This window comes from Devosia sp. UYZn731, from assembly GCF_040546795.1.
Taxonomy (GTDB): Bacteria; Pseudomonadota; Alphaproteobacteria; order Rhizobiales; family Devosiaceae; genus Devosia.
Genome location: NZ_JBEPOL010000005.1, coordinates 39,126 through 61,443, shown reverse-complemented (window position 1 = coordinate 61,443; position 22,318 = coordinate 39,126). Strand labels below are relative to the sequence as shown.

The 22,318-nt window shown below is 62.8% G+C and carries 18 protein-coding genes; 8 read left to right on the top strand and 10 right to left on the bottom strand.

Translation table 11 applies throughout. The annotated features are described in order from the left end of the window. Positions 1-4 precede the first annotated feature (4 nt). The 3 genes from ABIB57_RS13275 (at position 5) to ABIB57_RS13265 (ending at position 3,285) form a co-directional block, all read left to right on the top strand. Positions 5-1,111, top strand: a complete 1,107-nt coding sequence (locus ABIB57_RS13275) for a mandelate racemase/muconate lactonizing enzyme family protein (RefSeq protein ID WP_354041444.1) — start codon at positions 5-7, stop codon at positions 1,109-1,111. A 9-nt stretch (positions 1,112-1,120) separates the two neighbouring features. After that, positions 1,121-1,852, top strand: a complete 732-nt coding sequence (locus ABIB57_RS13270) for an SDR family oxidoreductase (protein WP_354041443.1) — start codon at positions 1,121-1,123, stop codon at positions 1,850-1,852. A gap of 158 nt (positions 1,853-2,010) precedes the next feature. After that, positions 2,011-3,285: an L-fuconate dehydratase gene (locus ABIB57_RS13265; RefSeq protein WP_354041441.1), complete on the top strand. Its 1,275-nt coding sequence runs from the start codon at positions 2,011-2,013 to the stop codon at positions 3,283-3,285. Positions 3,286-3,488: 203 nt separating this feature from the next. Here ABIB57_RS13265 and ABIB57_RS13260 read toward each other — a convergent pair whose 3' ends face one another. Together ABIB57_RS13260 and ABIB57_RS13255 are read right to left on the bottom strand one after the other, a co-directional pair. Further along, positions 3,489-4,082 carry a YdcF family protein gene (locus ABIB57_RS13260; protein WP_354041440.1) on the bottom strand — a complete coding sequence of 198 codons (594 nt, stop codon included), beginning with the start codon at positions 4,080-4,082 and terminating at the stop codon, positions 3,489-3,491. Beyond that, positions 4,073-5,311 (bottom strand): aminopeptidase, encoded by a 1,239-nt coding sequence (locus ABIB57_RS13255; RefSeq protein ID WP_354041439.1) that lies wholly within the window; start codon positions 5,309-5,311, stop codon positions 4,073-4,075. The genes ABIB57_RS13260 and ABIB57_RS13255 overlap by 10 nt, the downstream gene beginning before the upstream one ends. Before the next feature lie 773 nt (positions 5,312-6,084). Between ABIB57_RS13255 and ABIB57_RS13250 the strand changes: the two genes are divergently transcribed. After that, on the top strand, positions 6,085-7,899 hold the full coding sequence (locus ABIB57_RS13250) for an ABC transporter ATP-binding protein (protein WP_354041438.1): 1,815 nt from the start codon (positions 6,085-6,087) through the stop codon (positions 7,897-7,899). 35 nt (positions 7,900-7,934) lie between these two features. Here ABIB57_RS13250 and ABIB57_RS13245 read toward each other — a convergent pair whose 3' ends face one another. Further along, positions 7,935-8,540, bottom strand: a complete 606-nt coding sequence (locus ABIB57_RS13245; RefSeq protein ID WP_354041437.1) for a short chain dehydrogenase — start codon at positions 8,538-8,540, stop codon at positions 7,935-7,937. Between the two features lie 200 nt (positions 8,541-8,740). Between ABIB57_RS13245 and ABIB57_RS13240 the strand changes: the two genes are divergently transcribed. Continuing rightward, positions 8,741-9,658 carry a VOC family protein gene (locus ABIB57_RS13240; RefSeq protein ID WP_354041436.1) on the top strand — a complete coding sequence of 306 codons (918 nt, stop codon included), beginning with the start codon at positions 8,741-8,743 and terminating at the stop codon, positions 9,656-9,658. Positions 9,659-9,719: 61 nt separating this feature from the next. After that, positions 9,720-10,265: a DUF924 family protein gene (locus tag ABIB57_RS13235; RefSeq protein ID WP_354041434.1), complete on the top strand. Its 546-nt coding sequence runs from the start codon at positions 9,720-9,722 to the stop codon at positions 10,263-10,265. Positions 10,266-10,405: 140 nt separating this feature from the next. Here the strand turns inward: ABIB57_RS13235 and ABIB57_RS13230 are convergent, their stop codons facing one another. Then, on the bottom strand, positions 10,406-11,314 hold the full coding sequence (locus tag ABIB57_RS13230) for a sugar kinase (RefSeq protein ID WP_354041433.1): 909 nt from the start codon (positions 11,312-11,314) through the stop codon (positions 10,406-10,408). 130 nt (positions 11,315-11,444) lie between these two features. Here ABIB57_RS13230 and ABIB57_RS13225 point away from each other — a divergent pair, with 130 nt between their 5' ends. Beyond that, positions 11,445-12,917, top strand: coding sequence for a mannitol dehydrogenase family protein (locus ABIB57_RS13225; RefSeq protein ID WP_354041431.1), 1,473 nt, complete (start codon positions 11,445-11,447; stop codon positions 12,915-12,917). A 214-nt stretch (positions 12,918-13,131) separates the two neighbouring features. On the opposite strand, the gene ABIB57_RS13220 is transcribed toward ABIB57_RS13225, so the two are convergent. The 6 genes from ABIB57_RS13220 to ppk2 all read right to left on the bottom strand — a co-directional run bounded on the left by ABIB57_RS13220 (position 13,132) and on the right by ppk2 (position 20,946). After that, the gene (locus ABIB57_RS13220) at positions 13,132-14,289 is read right to left on the bottom strand and encodes an iron-containing alcohol dehydrogenase (RefSeq protein WP_354041430.1); all 1,158 of its coding nucleotides are present in this window, start codon (positions 14,287-14,289) and stop codon (positions 13,132-13,134) included. Positions 14,290-14,421: 132 nt separating this feature from the next. Further along, positions 14,422-15,804: an aldehyde dehydrogenase family protein gene (locus tag ABIB57_RS13215; protein WP_354041429.1), complete on the bottom strand. Its 1,383-nt coding sequence runs from the start codon at positions 15,802-15,804 to the stop codon at positions 14,422-14,424. Positions 15,805-15,961: 157 nt separating this feature from the next. Further along, on the bottom strand, positions 15,962-17,326 hold the full coding sequence (locus ABIB57_RS13210; RefSeq protein WP_354041427.1) for a glutamine synthetase family protein: 1,365 nt from the start codon (positions 17,324-17,326) through the stop codon (positions 15,962-15,964). 60 nt (positions 17,327-17,386) lie between these two features. After that, positions 17,387-18,898: an amino acid permease gene (locus ABIB57_RS13205; protein ID WP_354041426.1), complete on the bottom strand. Its 1,512-nt coding sequence runs from the start codon at positions 18,896-18,898 to the stop codon at positions 17,387-17,389. 37 nt (positions 18,899-18,935) lie between these two features. After that, on the bottom strand, positions 18,936-19,733 hold the full coding sequence (locus tag ABIB57_RS13200; protein ID WP_354041424.1) for an N-formylglutamate amidohydrolase: 798 nt from the start codon (positions 19,731-19,733) through the stop codon (positions 18,936-18,938). A gap of 349 nt (positions 19,734-20,082) precedes the next feature. Continuing rightward, positions 20,083-20,946 (bottom strand): polyphosphate kinase 2, encoded by an 864-nt coding sequence (ppk2, locus tag ABIB57_RS13195; protein WP_354041423.1) that lies wholly within the window; start codon positions 20,944-20,946, stop codon positions 20,083-20,085. 134 nt (positions 20,947-21,080) lie between these two features. On the opposite strand from ppk2, the gene ABIB57_RS13190 reads away from it, so the two are divergent. Then, positions 21,081-22,316 carry a sensor histidine kinase gene (locus ABIB57_RS13190; RefSeq protein WP_354041422.1) on the top strand — a complete coding sequence of 412 codons (1,236 nt, stop codon included), beginning with the start codon at positions 21,081-21,083 and terminating at the stop codon, positions 22,314-22,316. Positions 22,317-22,318: the final 2 nt, after the last annotated feature.

The window sequence follows — 22,318 nt, the reverse complement described above, 5'->3', positions numbered from 1 at the left end:
CTAGATGGCCAAAATCACCCGAATCGAACTGCTGATGGTTGACCTCAAGCCCAAGGTCAAGCGCGTCGACGCCATCCAGTCCTTCGTCAGCCAGGAAACCCCCATCGTCCGCATCACGGACAGCGATGGCGTCACCGGCACCGGCTATAGCTATACCATTGGCACCGGCGGCCATTCCGTCATGGAATTGCTCAACCGCACGCTCTGCCCCGCGGTTCTTGGTCGCGATGCCTATGACATCGAATCCATCTGGCGCGACCTGCTGTTCCTCACTCACGCCACCACCATCGGCGCCATCACCGCCATCGCCATGGCGGCGATCGATACCGCGCTGTGGGATCTCAAATGCCGCAAGCTCGGCCTGCCGCTGCACAAGCTGGCCGGCGGGGCGCAACGCGAAATCCCGCTCTACACCACCGAAGGCGGCTGGCTGCATCTGGAACAATCCGCGCTGGTCGAGGACGCGCTGCGCGCCAAGGCCCTCGGCTTCAAGGGCGCCAAGCTCAAGGTTGGCCGCCCGATCCACGAGGACGTCGCCCGTATCACCGCCGTGCGCGAAGCCGTCGGGCCGGGCTTTGAAATCTTCACCGATGCTAACCAGGCCTTCGCGGTCGATGAAGCCATCCGCCGCGCCCGCGCCTATGAGCCGCTCGATATCGGCTGGCTCGAAGAGCCACTCCCCGCCGACGATATCTCCGGCCATGTCCGCCTCAGCGAACATACCAGCCTGCCCATCGCCGTCGGCGAGAGCCTCTATTCCGTCAGCCATTTCCGCGAATACCTGCAGCGCCACGCCGCCTCGGTGATCCAGGTCGATGTCGGTCGCATCGGCGGCATCACGCCCTGGCTCAAGGTTGCCCATATGGCCGAGTGCTTCAATATCGTCGTCAGCCCGCATTTCCTGATGGAACTGCACGTCTCGCTCTGCGCCGCCGTGCCCAATGCGCGCTGGGTGGAATACATCCCACAATTGGATGACTTGACCACTGAGCACATGACGATCCAGAACGGTAAGGCTCGGCCTTCCGACGCCCCCGGCCTCGGCATCGCCTGGGACTTTGCCGCCATCGACCGCCAAGTGGTCGAAGGCAGCCGTTCCATCATTCAATAGGAACCAACCATGTCCGATATTTCCGGCAAAATCGTCCTCATCACCGCTGCCGCCCAAGGCATCGGCCGCGCCTCGGTCGAGGCTTTCGTCAAGGCCGGCTGCAAGGTCATCGCCACCGATATTAACGCCGAAAAGCTCAAGGAGCTGGACGGCACGCCCAATGTGACCACCCGCATCCTCAACGTGCTCTCGACCGATGACGTCAACAAAGCCGTCGCCGAAATCGGCCACATCGACATCCTCTTCAACTGCGCCGGTGTGGTGCACAACGGCACCGTGCTGGAGATGAGCGACAAGGACCTCGATTTTGCCCTGGACCTCAATGTCCGGGCCCAGGTCCGCACCATTCAGGCCGTGCTGCCGCAGATGCTCGAGCGCAAGGACGGCGCTATCATCAACATGTCGACGGTGGCCTCCTCGGTCAAAGGCGTGCCGAACCGCGCTGCCTATTCCATCTCCAAGGCCGCCGTGATTGGGCTGACCAAGTCGATTGCGGCCGATTATGTCACGCAGGGCATCCGCATCAACGCCATCGCCCCTGCCACGGTCGATAGCCCCTCATTGCACGAGCGCTGGCATGCCACCGGTGATTTCGAAGCCGCCAAGAAGGCGTTCATCGCCCGCCAGCCCATTGGCCGCATCGGCCAGCCCGAGGAAATCGCCGACCTCGCCGTCTATCTCGCCGGCGCCACCTACACGACCGGCCAGGTTCACGTCATCGACGGTGGCTGGACGGCGTAGACGACCCATCCGGCCCGTCGGGGCACTTTCTCCCCGTCGGGGAGAAGAATGGGCTCCGCGCCCGCCAAACATGCGATGCCCCTTATTCCTCTCCCCGTCGGGGAGAGGGTGGATCGGCGAAGCCGAGACGGGTGAGGGTGCTTTTCAGGATAATATCCATGACCAAGATCACCGCCCTGCGCACCCACGATCTCCGCTTCCCCACCTCGGACGCCCTCGACGGCTCCGATGCGATGAACCCGGATCCCGATTACTCCGCCGCCTACGTCATCCTCGAAACCGACGGCGCCCACGCAGGTCATGGCCTCACCTTCACTATCGGCCGCGGCAATGAAGTGGTCGTCGCCGCCATCAAGGCGTTGACCTCGCGCGTCGTCGGGCTCGACCTCGCCTGGATCGCTGAAAATCCCGGCCGCTTCTGGCGCCACGTCACCGGCGACAGCCAGCTGCGCTGGATCGGCCCCGACAAGGGCGCCATGCACCTCGCCACCGGCGCCGTCGTCAATGCGGTGTGGGACCTGCTCGCCAAGGATGCCGGCAAGCCGGTCTGGCAATTCGTCGCCGACATGACCCCCGAGCAACTGGTCTCGATCATCGACTTCCGCTATCTCACCGACGCCATCACGCCCGAAGAAGCGCTCGCCATTTTCCGCAAAGCCGAAGCCGGCAAGGCCGAGCGCGTCGCGACCCTTAAGGCACAGGGCTACCAGTGCTACACCACCTCGGCCGGCTGGCTCGGCTACTCGAACGAGAAGCTGACCCGCCTCGCCACCGAGGCCGTCGCCGAAGGCTTCAACCACATCAAGATGAAGGTCGGCCGCGATCTTGAGGATGATATCCGGCGCCTGGAAATCGTCCGCTCGATCATGGGGCCCGATCGCTTCCTGATGATCGACGCCAACCAGGTCTGGGAAGTCGACCAGGCGATCGATTGGGTCAAGCACCTGTCCCGCTTCAACCCCTATTTCATCGAGGAGCCGACCAGCCCCGACGACGTCTCCGGCCATCGCGCCATCCGCCAGGCGATTGCCCCCGTGAAGGTCGCGACCGGCGAAATGTGCCAGAACCGTATCCTGTTCAAGCAGTTCATCAAAGACGGCGCCATCGACATCGTCCAGATCGACGCCTGCCGCATCGGGGGCCTCAACGAGGTGCTATCGGTGCTGCTCATGGCTGCCAAGTATAACCTCCCCGTCTGGCCCCACGCCGGCGGCGTCGGCCTCTGCGAATATGTGCAGCACCTGTCGATGATCGATTATCTGGTCGTCTCGGGCACCAAGGACGGCCGCGTGATCGAATATGTCGATCACCTGCACGAGCATTTCCTCGACCCCTGCGTGATCCAGAACGCCGCCTACATGCCACCAAGCCAAGCCGGTTTCTCGATCCAGATGAAGCCGGAATCGATCGCCAAATATGAGTTCCTGGGCTAGGGCCGTTTGGGTATTGTCCCAAAATCACCCCATCCACCGTCCTTCTCGCGGGCTTGACCCGCGGGCCACTCTCAACACGGCACAAGCGGCATGAGACCCGCGGATCAAGTCCGCGGGTCGAACTGAATCAAATCCCAAGAGTGGAGAGAAACCTCCCCTTGATGGGGGGAGGTAGGAGCAGGTGCCCGTCACACGCACCGAGGCTACATCCCCGTCACCAGATACTGCCCCATGAACCAAACCTCCCTTGCCAAGAACGGCAAAGTCGTCTGCCAGCTCTGATATTTGCTGGTCGGTGTCGGCGATGGTTCCGCTCGGATTCCCACGCGCCCCGCGATCATCAGTGCCCGCCGCATATGCAGCGGATCGCTGACCACCAGCACCGAGCCTAGCCCGTTCGCCTCCAGCACCGGCTTGGCGAATTGCAGGTTCTGGATCGTGGTCCGCGACTTGTCCTCCAGCAGGACATCATCCGCCGGCACGCCCTCGGCCACCAGCCAGTTCTTGCTGGCCTGCGCCTCGGTCAGGTCATCCTCCGGGCTCAGCCCGCCCGTCACGACGATCCGCCGCACTTGCCCGCTCTCGAACAGGTCAGCGGCGTGGCGCAACCGCTCCACCAGCACCGGCGTCGGCGTCGATCCGATCACCGCCGCGCCCAGCACCAAAGCCGCATCGGCTTTATCCGTCGAGCTCTGACCGGCAAACCGCCAGATATCCACCGCCATGCCGCCCCCGACCAGGAGGACGAGGACGACAAGCGCAACGATCAGTTTATAGACGCGCCGGACTAGGCCCATTCGCCCTTGCGCATCACCGGTTCGGTCGTGCCATCGGCGTGGACGCCATCGATATCCACCTTGTCCGAGCCGATCATCCAGTCGATATGGATCAGGCTCTTGTTGCCGCCCTGCGTGAAAATCTGCTCCTGGCTCAGGCTCTTGCCGTCGATGAAGCAATCCGCATAGCACTGCCCCTGCGCGATATGGCAGGAGGCATTCTCGTCATAAAGCGTATTGAAGAACAAAATCCCCGAAGCCGAAATTGGCGACGAATGCGGCACCAGCGCCACCTCGCCCAGCCGGCGCGCGCCCTCGTCGGTGTCCAGCACCTTGTTGAAAACGTCCTGCCCCTTGGCGGCCTTGAGCTCCACCAGGCGCCCGTTCTCGAAGCGGCCCTGCATTTCCTCGATCAGCGAACCATTGTGGCTCAGCGGCTTGGTCGCCGCCACATAGCCATCGACCCGCTCGCGATGCGGCGTGGTGAACACTTCCTCGGTGGGAATATTGGGATTGCAGGTGACGCCGTTCTTGGCCTCGGACGCGCCGCCCTTCCAGCGGTGGCCATCGGCTAGCCCCACCGTCAGGTCGGTGCCCGGCCCGGTATAGTGCAAGGACGCGAACTTCTTCTCGTTGAGCCAGGTCCAGCGCTTCTTGAGATTGGCATTGTGCTCTTTCCACGCCGCGATCGGATCGGGCTGGTCGACGCGGCTAGCCGCGAAGATCGCATCGGCCAGCTTGCCCACCGCGACATCGTCGGCGTCATTGGGGAACACAAGCTTGGCCCAGGCCAGCGTCGGATAGCTGACGATGTTCCAGTTGATGTCGAAGCCGGTGATCAGCTCGAGGGCAGGGCGGTAGGCAGCCGAATTGGCGCGGTTGGCGCGCGATACCTTGGCCGGGTCCTGTCCCGCCAGCATCATCGGATTGTCGCCCGAAATCGCCAGCCGCGCGGCATTGTTCTTGTAGGCCTCAGCCATGCCCGAATAGAGCCAGCCGGCCGCGCGATCAAAGCTGGCGTCATTGGCGTATTTGTAACGCATCAACGTGGCTTCTTCGTCCGAATAGATCGTCGTCACGAGGCCCGCACCGGCCTTGTAGGCATGCTCGGTGATCCGCCGTACCAGCGGCGCCGCGGTCATCGGCGCGGTGATGATGAGGTCCTGCCCCTCCGCCAGTTGCAGCCCCACCTTGATGGCGACTTCGCCGAGCTTGTCGAGCTTTACCGGATCGATGGGAGGAGTGGTCATGACATGTTCCGAAACAGGATTGATTTGCGCGTTACCCTAACCAGCCATCGCGGCAAGGCAAGGGCAAGAATGGGAACTCTGAGGGCAGACGGCCTCAACCGGCGCTGCGCGCCACCTTCTCCCGATGGGGGAGAAGAATAAGAAGCGTCGTGCTTTCTATTCCTCGCCCCGTCGGGAATAGGGTGGATCGGCATAGGGCCTCGCCTCCGCGTCCGCAACGCATGTGTTGAAGCGTTGCGTCGTCGCAATCCTGGTTTGATCCAGATCAAAGCCCCCACCCGGCAACGCGCTTATTCCATCTTGCATCCAAATGGAGTGAGCCCAATGCCTGCCGATACCATTGTCGTCATCTGTGCTGTCGTCGCATTTTTCAGCGTTTTCATGGGAGCGCTCGGCTACGGCCAGTGGATCACGCGCGACCTTCCCTGATCTAGCGCCGGCTGCACCTGCCAGCGTTGCATTCACGCAACACAACTCGTCCGACCGCGAATTTCGCGGTTGGCAAAGCCGAACTGTTTGGCTACAAATCGTCCACCGCATCAGATCGAACGACAGGGGAGGCGTTGTATGACAGATATGTTCACCGGCTTCCCTATGGGCACCTCTCGGCTTCTCCGAGGTTAGGTCCCCATCCGCGGCCCGCCCTGGTGCCGCCCGCGGTTTTTTCATCACAACCCCTCTGAGTGCCGGGTCGATTTCTCTCCCGCCACGGTTGTGCCTTTCATGTCTACCCTTGAGGGCCGGCGCGCCAAAATCGTGGCCGGGTCACCATTATGTCGTCCAAGAAATCCGGTTTTAGTGCCGACGCTTTCCGCAATGTCCTTGGTTTCACCATGGGCTATTGGCGCCAGCAGCCGCTTCGCGCTGCCCTGATCGCCGTTCTGGTGCTGGTGGCCACCCTGGCCGAAGCCCTGGTTCCGCTGTTCGCCGGCCATATGGTCGATGCAGTGGCATCGGGCAGTGGCCAGGATGCCCAGTTCTGGAGTGCGGCGGTCACCGCATTCCTCGTCATGTCGGGGCTTTACCTCGGCTCGGTGGTGCTGCGGCAGTTCGTGTTCTTCAACATCATCACCTTCACGCTGCGCATCATGAGCGACGTGACGGCGAATGCCTTTCATCGCGTCCAGCGCTTCTCCACCGATTGGCATGCCAACAGCTTCGCCGGCTCCACGGTGCGCAAGATCACGCGCGGCATGGGCGCGATCGATCTGCTCAATGACGTGCTGCTGGTGGCGCTGTTGCCGTCGCTGACCATGCTGGTCGGCGCCAGCGTGATTCTCGGCATGGCGTGGCCGGTCATGGGCCTGGTCGTGGGTCTGGGGTCGCTGATCTATGTCGTCGTCACCATCGCCCTGGCGGTCAACTTCGTCGCGCCCGCCGCGACCCTGGCCAACGCCTGGGATACCCGCATGGGTGGCGCGCTGGCCGATGCCGTCAGTTGCAACCCCGTGGTCAAGGCCTTCGGCGCCGAAACGCGCGAGGAGGCTCGGCTCACCCATGTCGTCGGCAAATGGCGCAAGCGCACGCGCCGCACCTGGCAGCGCGGCACGCTGAACGGCGGTGCACAGGGCCTGATGATGGTCATCATGCAGACGGCCATTCTGGGCACGGCCCTGCTGCTGTGGCAGCAGGGTGCGGCGACGCCGGGCGATATCACCTTCGTGCTGTCCATGTTCTTCGTGCTGTCGGGTCATCTGCGCGATGTCGGCCAGCACGTGCGCAACCTGCAGCGTTCGGTCAACGACATGGAAGAACTGGTGGCCCTGCACAGCCAGTCCCTCGGCATCGATGACAAGCCGGGTGCCGGCGTGATCAAGATCGGCAAGGGTGCCATCGCCTTCGAGAATGTGACATTCCAATACGGTTCGCACGCCACCGCGCTCTACCGGGATTTCTCGGTCAAGATTGCGCCCGGCGAACGGGTCGGGCTGGTGGGTCATTCGGGTTCGGGCAAGACCACTTTCGTCAAGCTGATCCAGCGTCTCTATGACGTGAACCAGGGCCAGATCGTCATCGATGGGCAGAACATCGCCACGGTGAAGCAGGCCTCCCTGCGCCAGCAGATCGCCATCGTGCAGCAGGAGCCGGTGTTGTTTCATCGGTCCCTGGCCGAGAACATCGCCTATGCCCGCCCCGGCGCCACCCGCGCCGAGATCGAGCTGGCGGCGCGGCAGGCCTCGGCACACGACTTCATCATGTCCTTGCCCAAGGGCTATGAGACCATGGTGGGCGAACGCGGCGTCAAGCTGTCGGGCGGCGAACGCCAGCGCGTTGCCATCGCCCGTGCGTTCCTCGCCGACGCGCCGATCCTGATCCTGGACGAGGCGACATCCAGCCTCGACAGCGAAAGCGAAGTTCTGATCCAGAACGCGATGGAACGCCTGATGGTTGGCCGCACCACGCTGGTGATTGCCCACCGCCTGTCGACAGTGCGGGCGCTGGATCGCCTCTTGGTGTTCGACAAGGGCCGCATCGTCGAGGAAGGCACCCACGAACTCCTCGTGCGCCAGCCCGCCGGCATCTACCGCCGTCTGTTCGAGCGCCAGGCGCTGGAACTCACCAAGGGCCTCGCCATCGCCGGAGAGTAAAAAAGCGCCGGGGAGCAATCCCCGGCGTTTGCATTTCAGACCGCTTTGCCGGTTTGGCTATCGATGATCTGGCCCGTGGCGGTGCCGGTGATGACCTTCACATAGGCCTTGGCCACGTCGGCGGCTTTCTGGCCGCCTGCCGGGTCCTGGCCCATCCCGCTCAGCGTTTCGGCAACCCATGGCGGGCTGACGACGTTGAGCCGAACCTTGCCTTTGAGGTCGAGCGCCGCGCTGCGCACAAAGCCTTCAAGGCCCGCATTGATCATGCCGATCGCCGCCGCCGCCGGCATCGCGACCCGCGCCAGCGTGCCCGAGGTCACCGTGATCGAGCCGCCCGGTTTGATATATTTCATGCCCGTCCGGATGACGTTGACCTGCCCCATCAGCTTGTAGCCCAGGCTGAACGCATAGTCCTCGTCGCTCAATTCGGTGATCGGCTTGAACGCCCCGCCACCCGCCGCGCTGACGATCGCGTCCACCTCGCCGATCGCCGCAAACAGCTTTTCCAGCGACGCCTTGTCCTGGATGTCGGCGCGATACTCGCCGGCACTGCGCGATACGGTGATCACCTCATGCCCCGCAAGGGCGGTGACGATTTCGGCACCGATCGTGCCGGTTGCTCCAATGACTATGACTTTCATGTCAGATCACATCCAGGGTTACGGTGAAGCCCGCAATCGTCGCGATCGCGGAAGGCGAAGGCAATTCACCACGAATGCGCCGAGTGGGGAAGGCCGCTTTGCGCTACCATTGACGAACAATGCCTTCGCCTTGTCGGACATGGTGAGACCAGCAGGCCCGGCCTATATCAGCGTCAGATCAATTCATCGGGAGACAATCAATGATCGATGCCCGCATCCAGACCGACGTCCGCTCGGCCCCCATTCTGCCGCTGACCACCAAGCTGGGTCCGGTCCACATCGCCGTCACCGAAAAAGCCAAGGCGCTTGCCATCTGGCGCGATGTCGTCGGTCTTGAGCTCATCGCCGAAACCGGCAACCTGCTGACCCTGGGTGCCGGCGGCAAGCCCTTGATCGTGCTCGAAACCGGCGCCACCCGTCCATCCGTTCCCCGTACCATCGGCCTCTACCACGTCGCCATCCACGTACCGACCCGGCCCGATCTTGCACAAATGGCCGTCCGCGCCCTGCAGCGCCAGGTGCAGATTTCGCCCACCGACCACCTGGTGTCCGAAGCCATTTATCTCTGGGATCTCGACCACAATGGCATCGAAATCACCTTCGAAACCCCCTGGCGCGGCACGCTGGCCGATCCAAAACTGGGCCATTACGCCGTCACCACCGAGGGCAAACCGCATTCGGGCCGTGAGCCGATCGATCTCGATGGCCTGCTCGACGAGCTTGGCGACAAGCCGGTGCTCGTCCCCTCCATGCCCGCCGGCACGCGCATCGGCCACGTCCACGTCCATGTCAACGACCTGCACATGGCGATGGATTTCTACCGCGATGTGATCGGTTTTGCCGGGTACCTCCTGATCACCTCGTTCGGCATGGGCGATGTTGGCCTCGACTACGCCCCCCACGCCATCGCCTTCAATATCTGGTCCGGCGAGAACGCCGCCCTGCCGCCCGCCGGCGCCGCCGGCCTGCGCTGGTTCACCATCGTGCTGCCCGATACGGCAACGCTCGAGGGTGTCCGCGCCCGCCTGACCGCCGCCAAGGCGCCGGTGTCGAATATCGATGGCGGCATCGAAACCCAGGACCCGTTCGGCAACCGCATCAAGCTGCTGGTCGCCTGAAGGCTCGACCAAACCGAGACAAACCGCTAATCCTCCCGTTCATTGAGCGGGAGGATTTTTCATGCGCACAGCGGCCGATATCATCGCCTTCTGGTTCGAGCAGCACGGCCCCGACGACTGGTTCGGCGGCAAGGCGGAATTCGATGCCGAAATCGCCGAAGGCTTCGCACAAACCCATGCCCATGTCGCCAAGGGCGAAGCCTGGCAGTGGCGCGCCACCGGCGTCGGTCGGCTGGCCGAAATCATCGTGCTCGACCAGTTCTCGCGCCAATTGTTCCGCAAGCGGCCTGAAGCCTTCGCCCAGGACAAGATGGCCCTGGTCCTGGCCCAGGAAGCCATCGCCCAAGGCGCGGACGAAGTGGTCAGCCCGGTACAACGTCCGTTCTTCTACCTGCCGTTCATGCACGCCGAGTCGCTGCCCGTCCAAGACGAGGGCCTCAAACTGTACTCCGCCCTGGGCGACGCCGATCAACTCGGCTTTATGCAGAAACACCACGACTGCATCGCGCAGTTCGGACGTTTCCCGGTCCGCAACGCGGCGCTGGGACGGGCATCGACGCCCGAGGAAGTGGATTATCTCGCTCAGATTGGCGATCGGAGTTTTTGACCTTTTCTCACCTCTCCCTTTGGGGGAGAGGTCGGCCGAAGGCCGGGTGAGGGGGCCTTCCCCGAACACCAGACCAAGAAAGGCCCCCTCACCCGGCTCGCAAGAGCGACCCGACTCTCCCCGAAGGGGCGAGGTGAGACCTACCTTACCAACCCCGGCTCCACCAACGCCCCGCGTTGCCCGATGACGATCCCCGCCACTCGATGCGCCGCCGCCGCCGCGTCCTGCAAGGACTTGCCTGCCAACCGCGCGCTCAAATACGCCCCATTGAAGGAATCTCCGGCACCAGTCGGGTCTACCACCACCGCCCCCGCCGGTGGCGCTACGGTGACCCGCTCGCCAGCCGTCGCGATCAGCGCCGGATTGGCCCCGTCCTTGACCACGACCTCCTCGACCCCCAGTTCCAGATACCGATCGGCGGTCTCTTCCACCGAAGCATCCCCAAACACCGGCGCTTCGTCCGAATGCGTCGGCAGCACGATATCGCAAACGCTCGCCGCCGCGGTCAGCATCGAGGCCATCACGCGCTGGCTGCTCCACAGCGCCGGCCGCAAATTTGGATCGAACACAATTTTCGCGCCCGCATCGCGTGCCTTGACGATCGCCCCCAGCAACCGCCCCCGCGCCCGGGGATGCAGGATCGCCATGGTGATGCCCGAGAAATATACCATGCTGGCGCCCTCCAGCGCCACGTTCAGCGCGTCCTTGTCCTCGGCCATCAGCTTGGCCGCCGATTGGTCGCGCCAATAGGTGAAATGGCGGTCGCCATGCTCCTGGTGGATCATGTAAAGCCCCGGCCGCCGTCCCTTGACCGTACCGATGAACTGCGTGCCAATGCCGTTGCTGTCGAGAAACTTGCGGATATCGCCCGAATAGCGGTCCTCGCCCAAGGCGGTAAAATAATCCACCTCCCAGGCAGGGTCCAGCAGCGCCCGCATATACCAGGCCGTATTGAGCGTATCGCCCGCATAGCCCAGCCGGTACTGGCGATCCTCGCCTCCGGCCATTTCGATCATGCACTCGCCAATGCTCACGAACCGCTGTGCCAAGCTCAAAATCTCCATTGCGTCCCTATGGGTTATGCCGTCAAACCCACCTGCGCCGCAAGATTGCGCATAGTCTTCCATACAAGTTTGGAAGGCCTTATGCTGCGCCCTGTTGTTTGGAGATTCTGCCGCCATGACCCGCCTGAGCGCCAAAACCCTTGCCGGATCGCCTACGGGCTTTGCCGTCCCCGACTATGACCGCAGCACGGTGACCCCTGGCATCGTCCATCTCGGCATCGGCGCCTTTCACCGCGCCCATATGGCGGTCTATGTCGATAGCCTGCTGGCGAGCCATCCCAGCTGGGGCATTGTCGGCGCCAGCCTGCGTCGCCCCGATACCAAGGAGGCGCTCGAGCCGCAGGACGGGCTTTACACCGTCGCCGTGCGCGACGCTTCGGGCACCAAGGCGCGGGTGATCGGCTCGATCCTCAAGGTGCTCGATGCCAATACCCAGCGCAGCGAACTGCTCGACCTGATGGCTTCGCCCGCCATCCGCATCGTCTCGCTGACTGTCACCGAAAAGGGCTATTGCTATGCGCCCGCAACCGGCGAACTCGATCCGAACCATCCCGATATCGTGCACGACCTGGCCAATCCCGATGCCCCACGCAGCGCACCGGGCATGATCGTGGCGGCTCTGGCCCAGCGCCGCGCCGCCGACATCCGCCCGTTCACGGTGATGAGTTGCGATAATCTCCCCTCCAATGGTCCCACCACCCGCCGCATCGTCGTCCGCTTCGCCGAATTGCGCGATCCCGCTTTGGGCGCCTGGGTCGCCGAACACGTCGCCTTCCCCGGCACCATGATCGACCGCATCGTTCCTTCCACCACCGACGCCGACCGCGCCATGGTCACTTCCCTGACCGGGCTCGAAGATGCCTGGCCGATCATGACCGAGCCCTTCACCCAATGGGTCATCGAGGACCATTTCCCCCTCGGCCGCCCACCCTTCGAAACCGTCGGCGCGCAAGTGGTCAAGGATGTCGAACCGTTCGAGCGCATGAAGCTGCGCATGCTCAATGGCAGCCATTCGACGCTGGCCTATTTGGGCTATCTCGCCGGCCATCAATATGTCTCGGACGCCATGGGCGATCCGGCCTTCGTCAAGCTGATCCACAACCTGATGACCGAAGAAGCCATCCCGACCCTCGACATGCCCGGCGTCGACCTACCCGGTTATCGCGATCAATTGCTGGAGCGCTTCCGCAACCCCGCCCTGCAGCACCGCACCTGGCAGATCGCCATGGACGGCACACAAAAACTTCCCCAACGCCTGCTCGGCACCATCCGCGACCGCCTCAAGGCCGACCAACCCATCACCCACCTCGCCTTGGGCGTCGCCGCCTGGATGCGCTACGTCATGGGCATCGACGAGAACGGCGACACCATCGACGTGAAGGACCCGCTCGCCATGCGCATGATGGCGATTGCCGCGGGGGCAGGGGGCGATCCAGAAGCGCTATTCGACGGATTATCCGCGCTGACCGAAGTGTTCGGCACCGATCTGGCGGACAACGAGGTGTTTCAGGGCACAGTGATCGAGCATCTGGAAAGCCTGTTTGAGATCGGATCGGCGCAGACGGTGGCGGAACTTGTAGGCGACTGAATAATCAGTCGACACCCTCCCCCTTCGCGGGGAGGGATCAAGGGTGGGGGGATGTTTAGCCCCAATCCTACCATCGTGGCTCCAAACACCCCCACCCTGCCTCCCCCTGAAAGGGGGAGGAGCAGCTCCATTCTTGGGACTCAATTTAGTTAAACCTACGGAACGAACTCCTCCCCCTCCCAGGGGAGGCCGGGTGGGGGTCTTACCGCAACCCTTAAACCCAGCCGTTCAGCGCCCGATCAAAAATATCCAGCGCCCGCGCCTTGGTCAGCTCGATCGGATTGCCACCCGCCGTCGGATCGACAATCGCCATCTCCCCGATCAGATCGCGCTTGCTATCATCCACATTGAACTGCCGCAGCGTATGGGGAACATCCAGCCGCACCCGCAGCGCCAGCACCGCATGCTGGAACGCCTCAAAGCTCGGCGACAATCCCAGATACGCCGCCAGCCGCGCTATCCGCTGCTCGATGGCCGAGCGGTTGACCGCCAGCACGTAGGGCATGAACACCGCATTGGTCATGCCGTGATGGGTATCGTACAGCGCCCCCACCGGATGGCTCAGCGCATGGATGGCGCCCAGCCCCTTCTGGAACGCCGTCGCCCCCATCGCCGCCGCGCTCATCATGTGCCCGCGCGCCTCGATATCATTGGGATCGAGATAAACCTTGGGCAGGTTCTCGAAGACCAGCCGAATACCCTCGACCGCGATGCCATCCGCCAGCGGATGATAGCCCGGCGCGCAATAGGCCTCGAGGCAATGCGCCAGCGCATCCATGCCGGTGCCCACCGTGATGAATTTGGGCATGCCCACCGTCAGTTCCGGATCGGCGATCACCACCTTGGGCATCATCAGCGGGTGAAAGATTACCTTTTTGGTATGCGTCGTCTCGTCGGTGATCACTCCGGCGCGGCCCACTTCCGAGCCGGTCCCCGCCGTGGTTGGCACCGCGACGATCGGAAAAATCCCCTTGGGATCGGCGCGGGTCCACCAGTCGCCCACATCCTCAAAATCCCACATCGGCCGCGTTTGCCCCGCCATGAAGGCGATGACCTTGCCGGTATCGAGCCCCGAGCCGCCGCCAAAGGCGATCACGCCGTCATAGCCGCCCGCGCGCAACACCGCGATCCCCGCTTCCACATTGGCCGAGATCGGATTGGGCTTCACATCCGCGAACACGCCCGCCTCGACCCCTGCGGCCTTTAGCAGCGCCAGCGTCTTCTGCGTCACCGGCAGATTGACCAGCCCTGCATCCGTCACCAGCAACGGCTTGCTGATACCCGCGGTCTTCAGCGCCTCAGGCAATTCGGCGATCCGACCCGCACCGAACTTGATTGCGGTCGGGTAGTTCCAGTTGGCTTTGGTGCTCATGGCGCCCTCATTGTTCCCGATACTCCCCCGCCCACTGTGTCATCCCCGCGAACGCGGGGATCCATCCTGATATGTCGGGGATGGGCCCGGCCTGCGCCGGGGTGACATCGCGTGTTTGGATAGTGCGTGGTTTTATACGCTCTTGAAATGATAACTCTTTGGCTGCGTCAAATTCGCATAGCCGATCTCGCTCAACGCGCCGCCCTTGCCGGTATCCTTGACCCCGGTCCAAACCAGCCCCGGATCGAGATAATCGCAGCGATTGGCGAACACCGTGCCGGTCTCGACCCGCGCGCCGATCTTGCCCGCCGCATCCAGGTCCTCGGTCCAGATCGAGGCCGTCAACCCATAAGGACTGTCATTCATCAGCGTGATGGCTTCCTCATCATCGGCCACCTTCATAATGCCGACCACCGGCCCAAAGCTTTCCTCGCGCATCACCGACATCTGGTGGTTCACATTGGTCAACACCTCCGGAGCCAGATACGGCGAGCCGTCCTTATCGAGCGCATGACTTGAATTCAAATGCCGCTTCGCCCCACCGCGCACGGCTTCCTCGGTCTGTCCGCGCACGTGATCGGCAAAATTCCCCCGCGCCATCGGCCCGACCACGGTCGCTTCATCCAGCGGATTGCCCAGCGTCCACCCCTTGGCATTCTCGACGAACCGCTCGACAAACCCGTTATAGACGCTCGCATCGACATAAATCCGCTCCACCCCGCAGCAGCTCTGCCCGGAGTTGAAGAACGAACCGTCGACCAGGTTCTCGACCGCATTGTCCAAATTGGCGTCGCCCCGCACATAGGCCGGGTCCTTGCCGCCCAGTTCCAGTCCGAGCGTCGCGAACGTCCCCGCCGCCGCCTTTTCGATCCTGCGACCACCCTCGACCGAGCCGGTGAAATTGATGTGGTCGATGGCGCCCGAGGCGATCAGTTTTTCGGTGTCCGCATGCCCCAGCACCAGATTTTGAAAAATCCCTTCAGGAAGTCCAGCATGCTTGCTCGCTTCGGCAAATCTCTCCCCCGCCAACAGCGTTTGGCTCGCATGCTTGAGGATCACCGCATTGCCCGCCATCAGCCCCGGCACGATCGAATTGACCGCCGTCAAAAACGGATAATTCCACGGCGCAATCACCATCACCGTGCCCAGCGCCTCGCGCGTAATATACCGCGTAAACCCCGGTTTATCATTTTTTTCCAATGGCTTGAGACTCGCCTCCGCGATCGCAATCATATGCCGCGCGCGCTCTTCCACGCCGCGCTTCTCCCCGCCGAACCGCACCGGCCGCCCCACCTGCCAGGCCAGTTCCTGCACGATTTCGTCGTTCATCTCCAGCAGCGCGTCGACAAAATGACTCATCACCTTGGCCCGCTCCGCCACCGTGATCTCATGCCAGCTTTGCCGCGCAGCCTTGGCTCGCACCACTGCCGCCTCGATCTCCGCGCCGCTCGCCAGCGGTCGCTCGGCGTAAACGCTGCCGTCGATGGGGGAGATGATTTTGACTGTCTCGGTCATGGCGGATTCCTGATTTCCACGGCGTCATTCCCGCGTAAGCGGGAACCCATTCTTGCTGGTGTAGCTGGTCGAAGACGAGGTTCCCGCTTTCGCGGAATGACACCGTGCTTGAAAATTGCGCTTTCAATAAGCACTCGCATCGTAGCGAGGCAATGGCCTAGCTGCGTTCGAACCCGCGCTTGAGTTCCCAATCGGTCACGCGCCGATCATACTCGAACTGCTCCCATTCCGCCGTATGCACGTAGTGCCCCACCACATCCTCGCCGAACACCTCGCGCAGCAGAACCGAATGGCGCAGCGTTTCGGTGGCTTCGCGCAGGGTCTTGGGGATTTCGCGCAGCTTTTCGGTGACATAGGCGTCGCCGACGAAGGCGGGCTCCAGCGGCAGCTTGTCCTCGATCCCCTTGATGCCCGCCGCGATCAGCGCCGCCATCGCCAGATACGGGTTCAAATCCGCCCCACCGATCCGGCATTCGACCCGAATGGCCTTGCCACCCTCGCCACACAGCCGGAACCCCGCCGTGCGATTATCCGAACTCCAGATCGCCTTGGTGGGCGCAAACGTCCCCGCCTGGAAGCGCTTGTAGGAATTGATATAGGGCGCGAGGAAGTACGTGATGTCGCGCGCATGGGCGATCTGCCCGGCCATGAAATGCGCCATCGTCTGGCTCATGCCACGTTCGGCACTGGGGTCGGCGAACACCGGCTTGCCCGACTTGTCGGCCAGCGACATGTGGATGTGGCTCGATGAGCCGGCGAGACCAAAATCCCACTTGGCCATGAAGGTCACGGCCTTGCCTTGGGCATAGGCGATTTCCTTGGTGGCGTTCTTGAGCACCACATGCCGGTCGGCCATGGTCAGTGCATCGGCATATTTGACGTTGATTTCTTCCTGCCCCGGACCCCACTCGCCCTTGGACGATTCCACCGGAATGCCCGAGGCCTGCAGGTGCTTGCGCAGCGCCCGCATCACCCCTTCTTCCTTGCTCGTCTGGAAGATGTGGTAATCCTCGATGTAATAGCCGGACGTCTTGAGGTCGCGGTGCCCCTTGTCGTGCACCGTGCGGAAATCGTCGTCGAACAGGTAAAATTCCAGCTCCGTCGCCGCGTTGCAGGTATAGCCCATCGCCGCCAGCCGCTCGATCTGGCGCTTGAGAATGGCGCGCGGGCTATGCGGAATGGGCTTGTGATGATGGTGATCTGAAAGGTCACACAGCACCAGCGCCGTGCCCTCCAGCCACGTGGCTTTCATCAGCGTCGTCAAATCGGGCTTCAGCACGAAATCGCCATAGCCCTTGGCCCAGTTGGCGGCCTCGTAGCCGGGCACCGGCTCCATATCGATATCGTCGGCCAAGAGGTAATCGCAGCCGTGGGTCTCGTCATGGGCGGTCTCGAGGAAAAACTCGGCCTGCAACCGCTTGCCCATCAGTCGCCCCTGCATATCGGGAAAGGCGACGAGCACGGTATCGATCGTGCCGGCGGCGACGTCGGCCTTGAGCGCGTCGAGCGAATAGGCGGCCATGCGAAACTCCCACAGTGTTCTTGATTGCGGGGCCACAGCGAACCGCGGCCCCGCTTGGCGTTACGCCTTCTGATGTTCCATCGCGAATTCTTCTTCTGGCGACAGGATCAGCTTGTGCCGCCCCACCACCGCGAAGTAGACGACGCCCACAGCGCACCATGCCACGACCCAGATCACGCCCTTGAAGAAGTTCGGGTCCTGCAACTGGTAGAACAGCGTCACGGCCGCGATGATGATGGTCAAAACCGCGCCCGGAATGCCCACTGGGGAGCGGAATGGCCGCTCGATATTGGGCAGATTGCGGCGCAGGATGATGAAGCTGAGCGCTTGCATGATGTAGCTCAGCATCGCGCCGAACACCGCCATATTGAGCAGTACCGAGCCGATGATGTCATCGCCAAGCTGGGTTTCGCCCTCGCCGCCGCCGCCATTGACGAACCAGATGACCAGCATGACCAGAAGGCCCAGCAGCGCGCCCGAGATCATGGCGATATGGGGGGTCTTGTATTTGGGATGCGTCACCGACAGCGCCGACGGGAAATAGCCGGCCCGGCTGAGCGAATAGACCTGGCGGCCCTGCGCATACAAGATGGTGTGGAACGAGGCGATGAGCCCGATCAATGCCACCACGCCGAAGAGCGGTGCTGCGGCATCGCCATAGATGTTGCGGATGCCCAGCAGCGCCGGCTCCAGCGACGAGCCCAGCGCGAAGCTGCCCACGCCATGGATCGATGGGTTGAGCAGCACGATCATGAACGCGCTGAGCAGCAGGGTGCAGAACCCTAACAGAATGCCGCGTGGCATGTCGCGCTTGGGATCGACCGATTCCTCGGCGGCCAGCGGCACCTGCTCGATGGCGAGGAACAGCCAGACCGCGAAGGGCAGGGTGGCCAGGACCCCCTGCCAGCCAAAGGGGAACCAGGAGCCATTGCCCTCGGGCAATTCGACTGCCCCACCGTCCGGCCCGACGCCGATATTGAGTGCCCAGCGACCAAAATCGATATTGGGAAACGCGCTGAACCAGAAGAACACGAGGCCTGCCAGCGAGATCAGCGTCACAACCAGCGTGACCTTGTAGCTGAGCGCTACGCCATAAATGTTCAGCGCCAGGAATATGGCGAAAAACACGATCCACAGGATGGGGTACAGAGCCGTGTCCAGCCCCGTAATGGAGCCGAAATAGCCGGAGATAAAGGTGACGATCACCGCCGGCGTCAGTACATATTCGACGTTTTCAAACAGGCCGGTGACAAAGCCGCCCCACGGCCCCATCGAGGTGCGCGCGAATGAATAGGCGGCCCCGGTATGGGGCAGTGCCGGGCTCATCTCGGCAATCGAGGAGACCAAGCCCAGATACATGACGGCGATGATGGCCGCTGCCACCATCATGCCGCCCCAGCCGCCGGTGATGAAACCGAAGTTCCAGCCCGAGAAATGCCCGGAGATCACCGCGCCCACGCCCAGCGCCCAGAGCGACCAGATGCCCGCATAGCGCGTCAGGCCGCGCTTTTCGAAGTAGTCACTCTCTCGCGTCGCATAGGCGACGCTGCCGACTTTTTTCGTCTCTGCCATAGTTCAAGCCCCCAGTTTTAAGCCCCAATCTTGTCGTCTAGCGAGCCGCTGCCCTGCCGCGCGCCTCATGCGCGGCCACGAGGCATCGGGCCAGCCGGGCTGCCCAGAAGGCGACCCCGGCGGGTTCGAGAATTTCAGTGTTGCGAATTTCGATCATGGTGGCGTCGAGCCCACGCCCGTCGCCATGCTTTTCCAGCGTCAGCGTCACCCCGTTGAGCGCCGCATAGGGCTCGTTCCAGCCCAGGTCGAGCGTCGGGTCTTCGGCCTTGAGCGCGTCGAACAGCTTTTGCGTATAGCCCGTGTCGCGGCCGTGGATCAGTCCGATCGGCCAGGGCCGCTGCACATTGAGGTAAATCGGCGTGAACGAGTGCATGCAGACCAGAACGGTGGGCAAACCACGCCCGGCGCGCCGGTCCAGCAGCCGCTCGATGGCAAGATGGAACGGCGCGTGATAGTCCCCAATCCGCCGCGCTCGTTCCTCCGGGCTCACGTCGATATTGGCGGCGATCGCCGTGGCTTCCGACAGCGTGCGGATCAACTCGGGCGAGTCTGTTTCGCGGTTGCAGTCGATGATCAGCCGCGACACCGTCGAATGCACCAGCGGCGCATCGAGCAGGTCGACCAGCGCCTGACACACCGATAGCGCACCGGGGTCCCAGGCGATGTGTTCCAGCCGCTGCGCCAGCGTCAGGCCCAGATCGCCATAGCGCTCGGGAATGCGATTGGAGGCGTGGTCGCAAACCAGTACGAAGGGCGAGCGCCCCTCGGGATTGATGGTGATTGCCGGCGGCAGTTGGCTCGCCTCCAGGCGCGCCTCTGCACGATCGTCAAGCATGCCGTGCCCCAGCCGGATCGCCGATCCGGACTTCCATCCTCATGCGCCGGCCCTCACCAGCGATCATGAAAGATTAACGACAGATGAAAGCCTTTTGCTTCCCCTGTCAAAGGCCTGGTGCGTCCCCTGTGGATAATTTTGACCGGAAGGTCAAATGGCTGGCGCCGTGCGGTGGATTTTCTAGCCACGCCCGTCTCCCACAAACCTGCTCCTCCCCCTCGAGGGGGAGGCCGGGTGGGGGTGCGAGAGCCCCAATTACAGAATAAGAACCCCCACCTTGATCCGCCCCCTTCCAGGTGGAGGCGTCGACTGCAATGATCGGTACTAACGCTGCATCGCTCCCCTCAGCCTACGCCGCGTCCACTCCGTCCATTGCCAGGAACTCCTCGGCACTCATGGCGATCTTGGCATCGATCTTGCCGATTTTCGCGTGATCCTTGCCCACGAAATCCAGCCGGTCGAGCACGCTACGAATGACGTTGAGTCGGCCGCGGCGCTTGTCATTGGCGCGGATGATGGTCCAGCGCGCGTGTGCCGTGTCAGTGCGCTTGAGCATTTCGTCGCGCGCCTCCGAATAGGGCTGCCACTTGTCGAGCGCCTTGAGATCGATCGGCGACAGCTTCCATACCTTGAGCGGATCATGACGGCGGTCATGGAACCGCTTGAACTGCATTTCCTTGCCGATCGACAGCCAGAACTTAAACAGATGAATGCCGTCATTGGTCAGGCGTTTTTCGAATTCCGGCGCTTCCTCCAGGAAATGCTCGGTCTGCTCAGGCGTGCAAAACCCCATCACCAGCTCGACCCCGGCTCGGTTATACCACGAGCGATCGAACAACACGGTTTCGCCGGCCGCCGGCAGCCAGTCGACATAGCGCTGAAAATACCATTGCGTGCTTTCGCGGTCGTTGGGCTTGGGCAACGCGACATTCAGGTTGTAGCGCGGATTGAGATTTTCCAGATAAGTCTTGATCGTGCCGCCCTTGCCCGCGGCGTCGCGGCCTTCGAACACCAGCATGATGCGCTCGCCAGTCTTGGCCAGATGGGCCTGCAGCAGCACCAATTGCTTTTGCAGATCAAGCATTTCGGCCTCGTAGACGTCCCAATCGAGCTTGTCCGCGTAGGGATACCCGCCGGACGTCATGGCGTTCTTCTTGATGTCCTTGGGCAATTTGGGATTTTCGATGTCGAAGTCGTCGAACGGATTGCTCACCTGTCTCTCCCTTGTCGCATTGAACGTGCTATGAAGATCGCTTGTGTGCAAGTGGCTCCGGCCGCTGTGGTTTTTTTACGGTGTCGATGCTCGTTTCCAGTTCCCCCCAACCGCGTAGCTTTGTCGTAACGCTAATGTCGCGCCTGCTCAGCCGGGCCACGCTGCTACTCGTACTGGCCGGCGTGCTGCTGGCTCTGGTGCTCTCCGCCGGGCTGAACCCCATCAATGCGCTGCTGGCTTGGCTCATCATGGGGGTGGTGGCAGCGCTATTGCCGGCTGCCGAAATCCGTGTCGAAACCGTCATGCCCGGCGCCAGCGAGATCGCCACCGATGACGAACAATGGATCGCCGCTTTCGCCGATGCGTTGACCGACCCCTGCCTGCTGCTCGACCGGCGCGCGCTCGTCACCCACGCCAATAGCGCTGCGGCGCGAAAGTTTCCTAACCTGATCGCCGGCAATCCGGTCACCTTCTACCTGCGCAATCCGGATCTGGTGCAGGCCATCGACGGCGCCGGCCGTAGCGGCACGACACGCACATTCGAATTGCACGAAACCCTGCCCTCCGAGACCTGGGACAAGGTCGTCGTCACCCCGCTGCGGCGTCCCGATACCGAATGGTTCGAAGACGAAGGCCGCCTCCTGATTGTGACCTTCCAGAGCCTGACCGAGCTCAAGCGCGTCGACGCGATGCGCTCCGATTTCATCGCCAATGCCAGCCACGAACTGCGCACGCCACTGGCCTCGCTGCTGGGCTTCATCGATACCTTGCTGGGGCCGGCCGCCAAGGATACGGCGGCGCGGGAGAAATTCCTCGTCATCATGCGCGGGCAGGCCGAGCGGATGAGCAAGCTGATCGATGACCTGCTCAGCCTGTCGCGCATCGAGATGCATCAGCATGTGCGCCCCACCGGCAGTATCGACCTCGCGGCGCTGCTGCGCGAAGTGCGCGACGGCCTGCAGACGCAAGCTCGCGCCGCCAATGTCGAAATTATCATGACCCTACCGGACGGCCCCGCCACCACCACCGGCGATCGCAGCCAGCTTTACGAAGTGTTTGAAAACCTGATCGACAACGCCGTCAAATACGGCTCCAACGGCAAGACCGTCGAGGTCCAGCTTGGGGCGGCCGGCCGCGTCGGGTTCGCCCATCAGGTCAGCGTCACCGACCACGGGCCAGGCGTCGAACCCGAGCATGTGCCACGCCTGACAGAGCGGTTTTATCGCATCGATGCCGATACCAGCCGCAAGAAAAAGGGCACTGGCCTTGGCCTCGCCATCGTCAAGCACATCGTGCACCGCCACCGTGGCGTGCTGACCATCAAGAGCAAGCCCGGGGAGGGCATGCGGGTCGACGTGCTGCTGCCGTGAGG

Bases quoted from the DNA above. Each gene is read 5' to 3' on its own strand.
- ABIB57_RS13215 (WP_354041429.1), bottom strand. From the start codon at position 15,804: ATGACCGAGACAGTCAAAATCATCTCCCCCATCGACGGCAGCGTTTAC.
- ABIB57_RS13240 (WP_354041436.1), top strand. From the start codon at position 8,741: ATGATCGATGCCCGCATCCAGACCGACGTCCGCTCGGCCCCCATTCTG.
- ABIB57_RS13260 (WP_354041440.1), bottom strand. From the start codon at position 4,082: ATGGGCCTAGTCCGGCGCGTCTATAAACTGATCGTTGCGCTTGTCGTC.
- ABIB57_RS13225 (WP_354041431.1), top strand. From the start codon at position 11,445: ATGACCCGCCTGAGCGCCAAAACCCTTGCCGGATCGCCTACGGGCTTT.
- ABIB57_RS13275 (WP_354041444.1), top strand. From the start codon at position 5: ATGGCCAAAATCACCCGAATCGAACTGCTGATGGTTGACCTCAAGCCC.
- ABIB57_RS13270 (WP_354041443.1), top strand. From the start codon at position 1,121: ATGTCCGATATTTCCGGCAAAATCGTCCTCATCACCGCTGCCGCCCAA.
- ABIB57_RS13235 (WP_354041434.1), top strand. From the start codon at position 9,720: ATGCGCACAGCGGCCGATATCATCGCCTTCTGGTTCGAGCAGCACGGC.
- ABIB57_RS13190 (WP_354041422.1), top strand. From the start codon at position 21,081: ATGTCGCGCCTGCTCAGCCGGGCCACGCTGCTACTCGTACTGGCCGGC.
- ABIB57_RS13250 (WP_354041438.1), top strand. From the start codon at position 6,085: ATGTCGTCCAAGAAATCCGGTTTTAGTGCCGACGCTTTCCGCAATGTC.
- ABIB57_RS13265 (WP_354041441.1), top strand. From the start codon at position 2,011: ATGACCAAGATCACCGCCCTGCGCACCCACGATCTCCGCTTCCCCACC.
- ABIB57_RS13200 (WP_354041424.1), bottom strand. From the start codon at position 19,733: ATGCTTGACGATCGTGCAGAGGCGCGCCTGGAGGCGAGCCAACTGCCG.
- ABIB57_RS13255 (WP_354041439.1), bottom strand. From the start codon at position 5,311: ATGACCACTCCTCCCATCGATCCGGTAAAGCTCGACAAGCTCGGCGAA.
- ABIB57_RS13210 (WP_354041427.1), bottom strand. From the start codon at position 17,326: ATGGCCGCCTATTCGCTCGACGCGCTCAAGGCCGACGTCGCCGCCGGC.
- ABIB57_RS13220 (WP_354041430.1), bottom strand. From the start codon at position 14,289: ATGAGCACCAAAGCCAACTGGAACTACCCGACCGCAATCAAGTTCGGT.
- ABIB57_RS13245 (WP_354041437.1), bottom strand. From the start codon at position 8,540: ATGAAAGTCATAGTCATTGGAGCAACCGGCACGATCGGTGCCGAAATC.
- ABIB57_RS13205 (WP_354041426.1), bottom strand. From the start codon at position 18,898: ATGGCAGAGACGAAAAAAGTCGGCAGCGTCGCCTATGCGACGCGAGAG.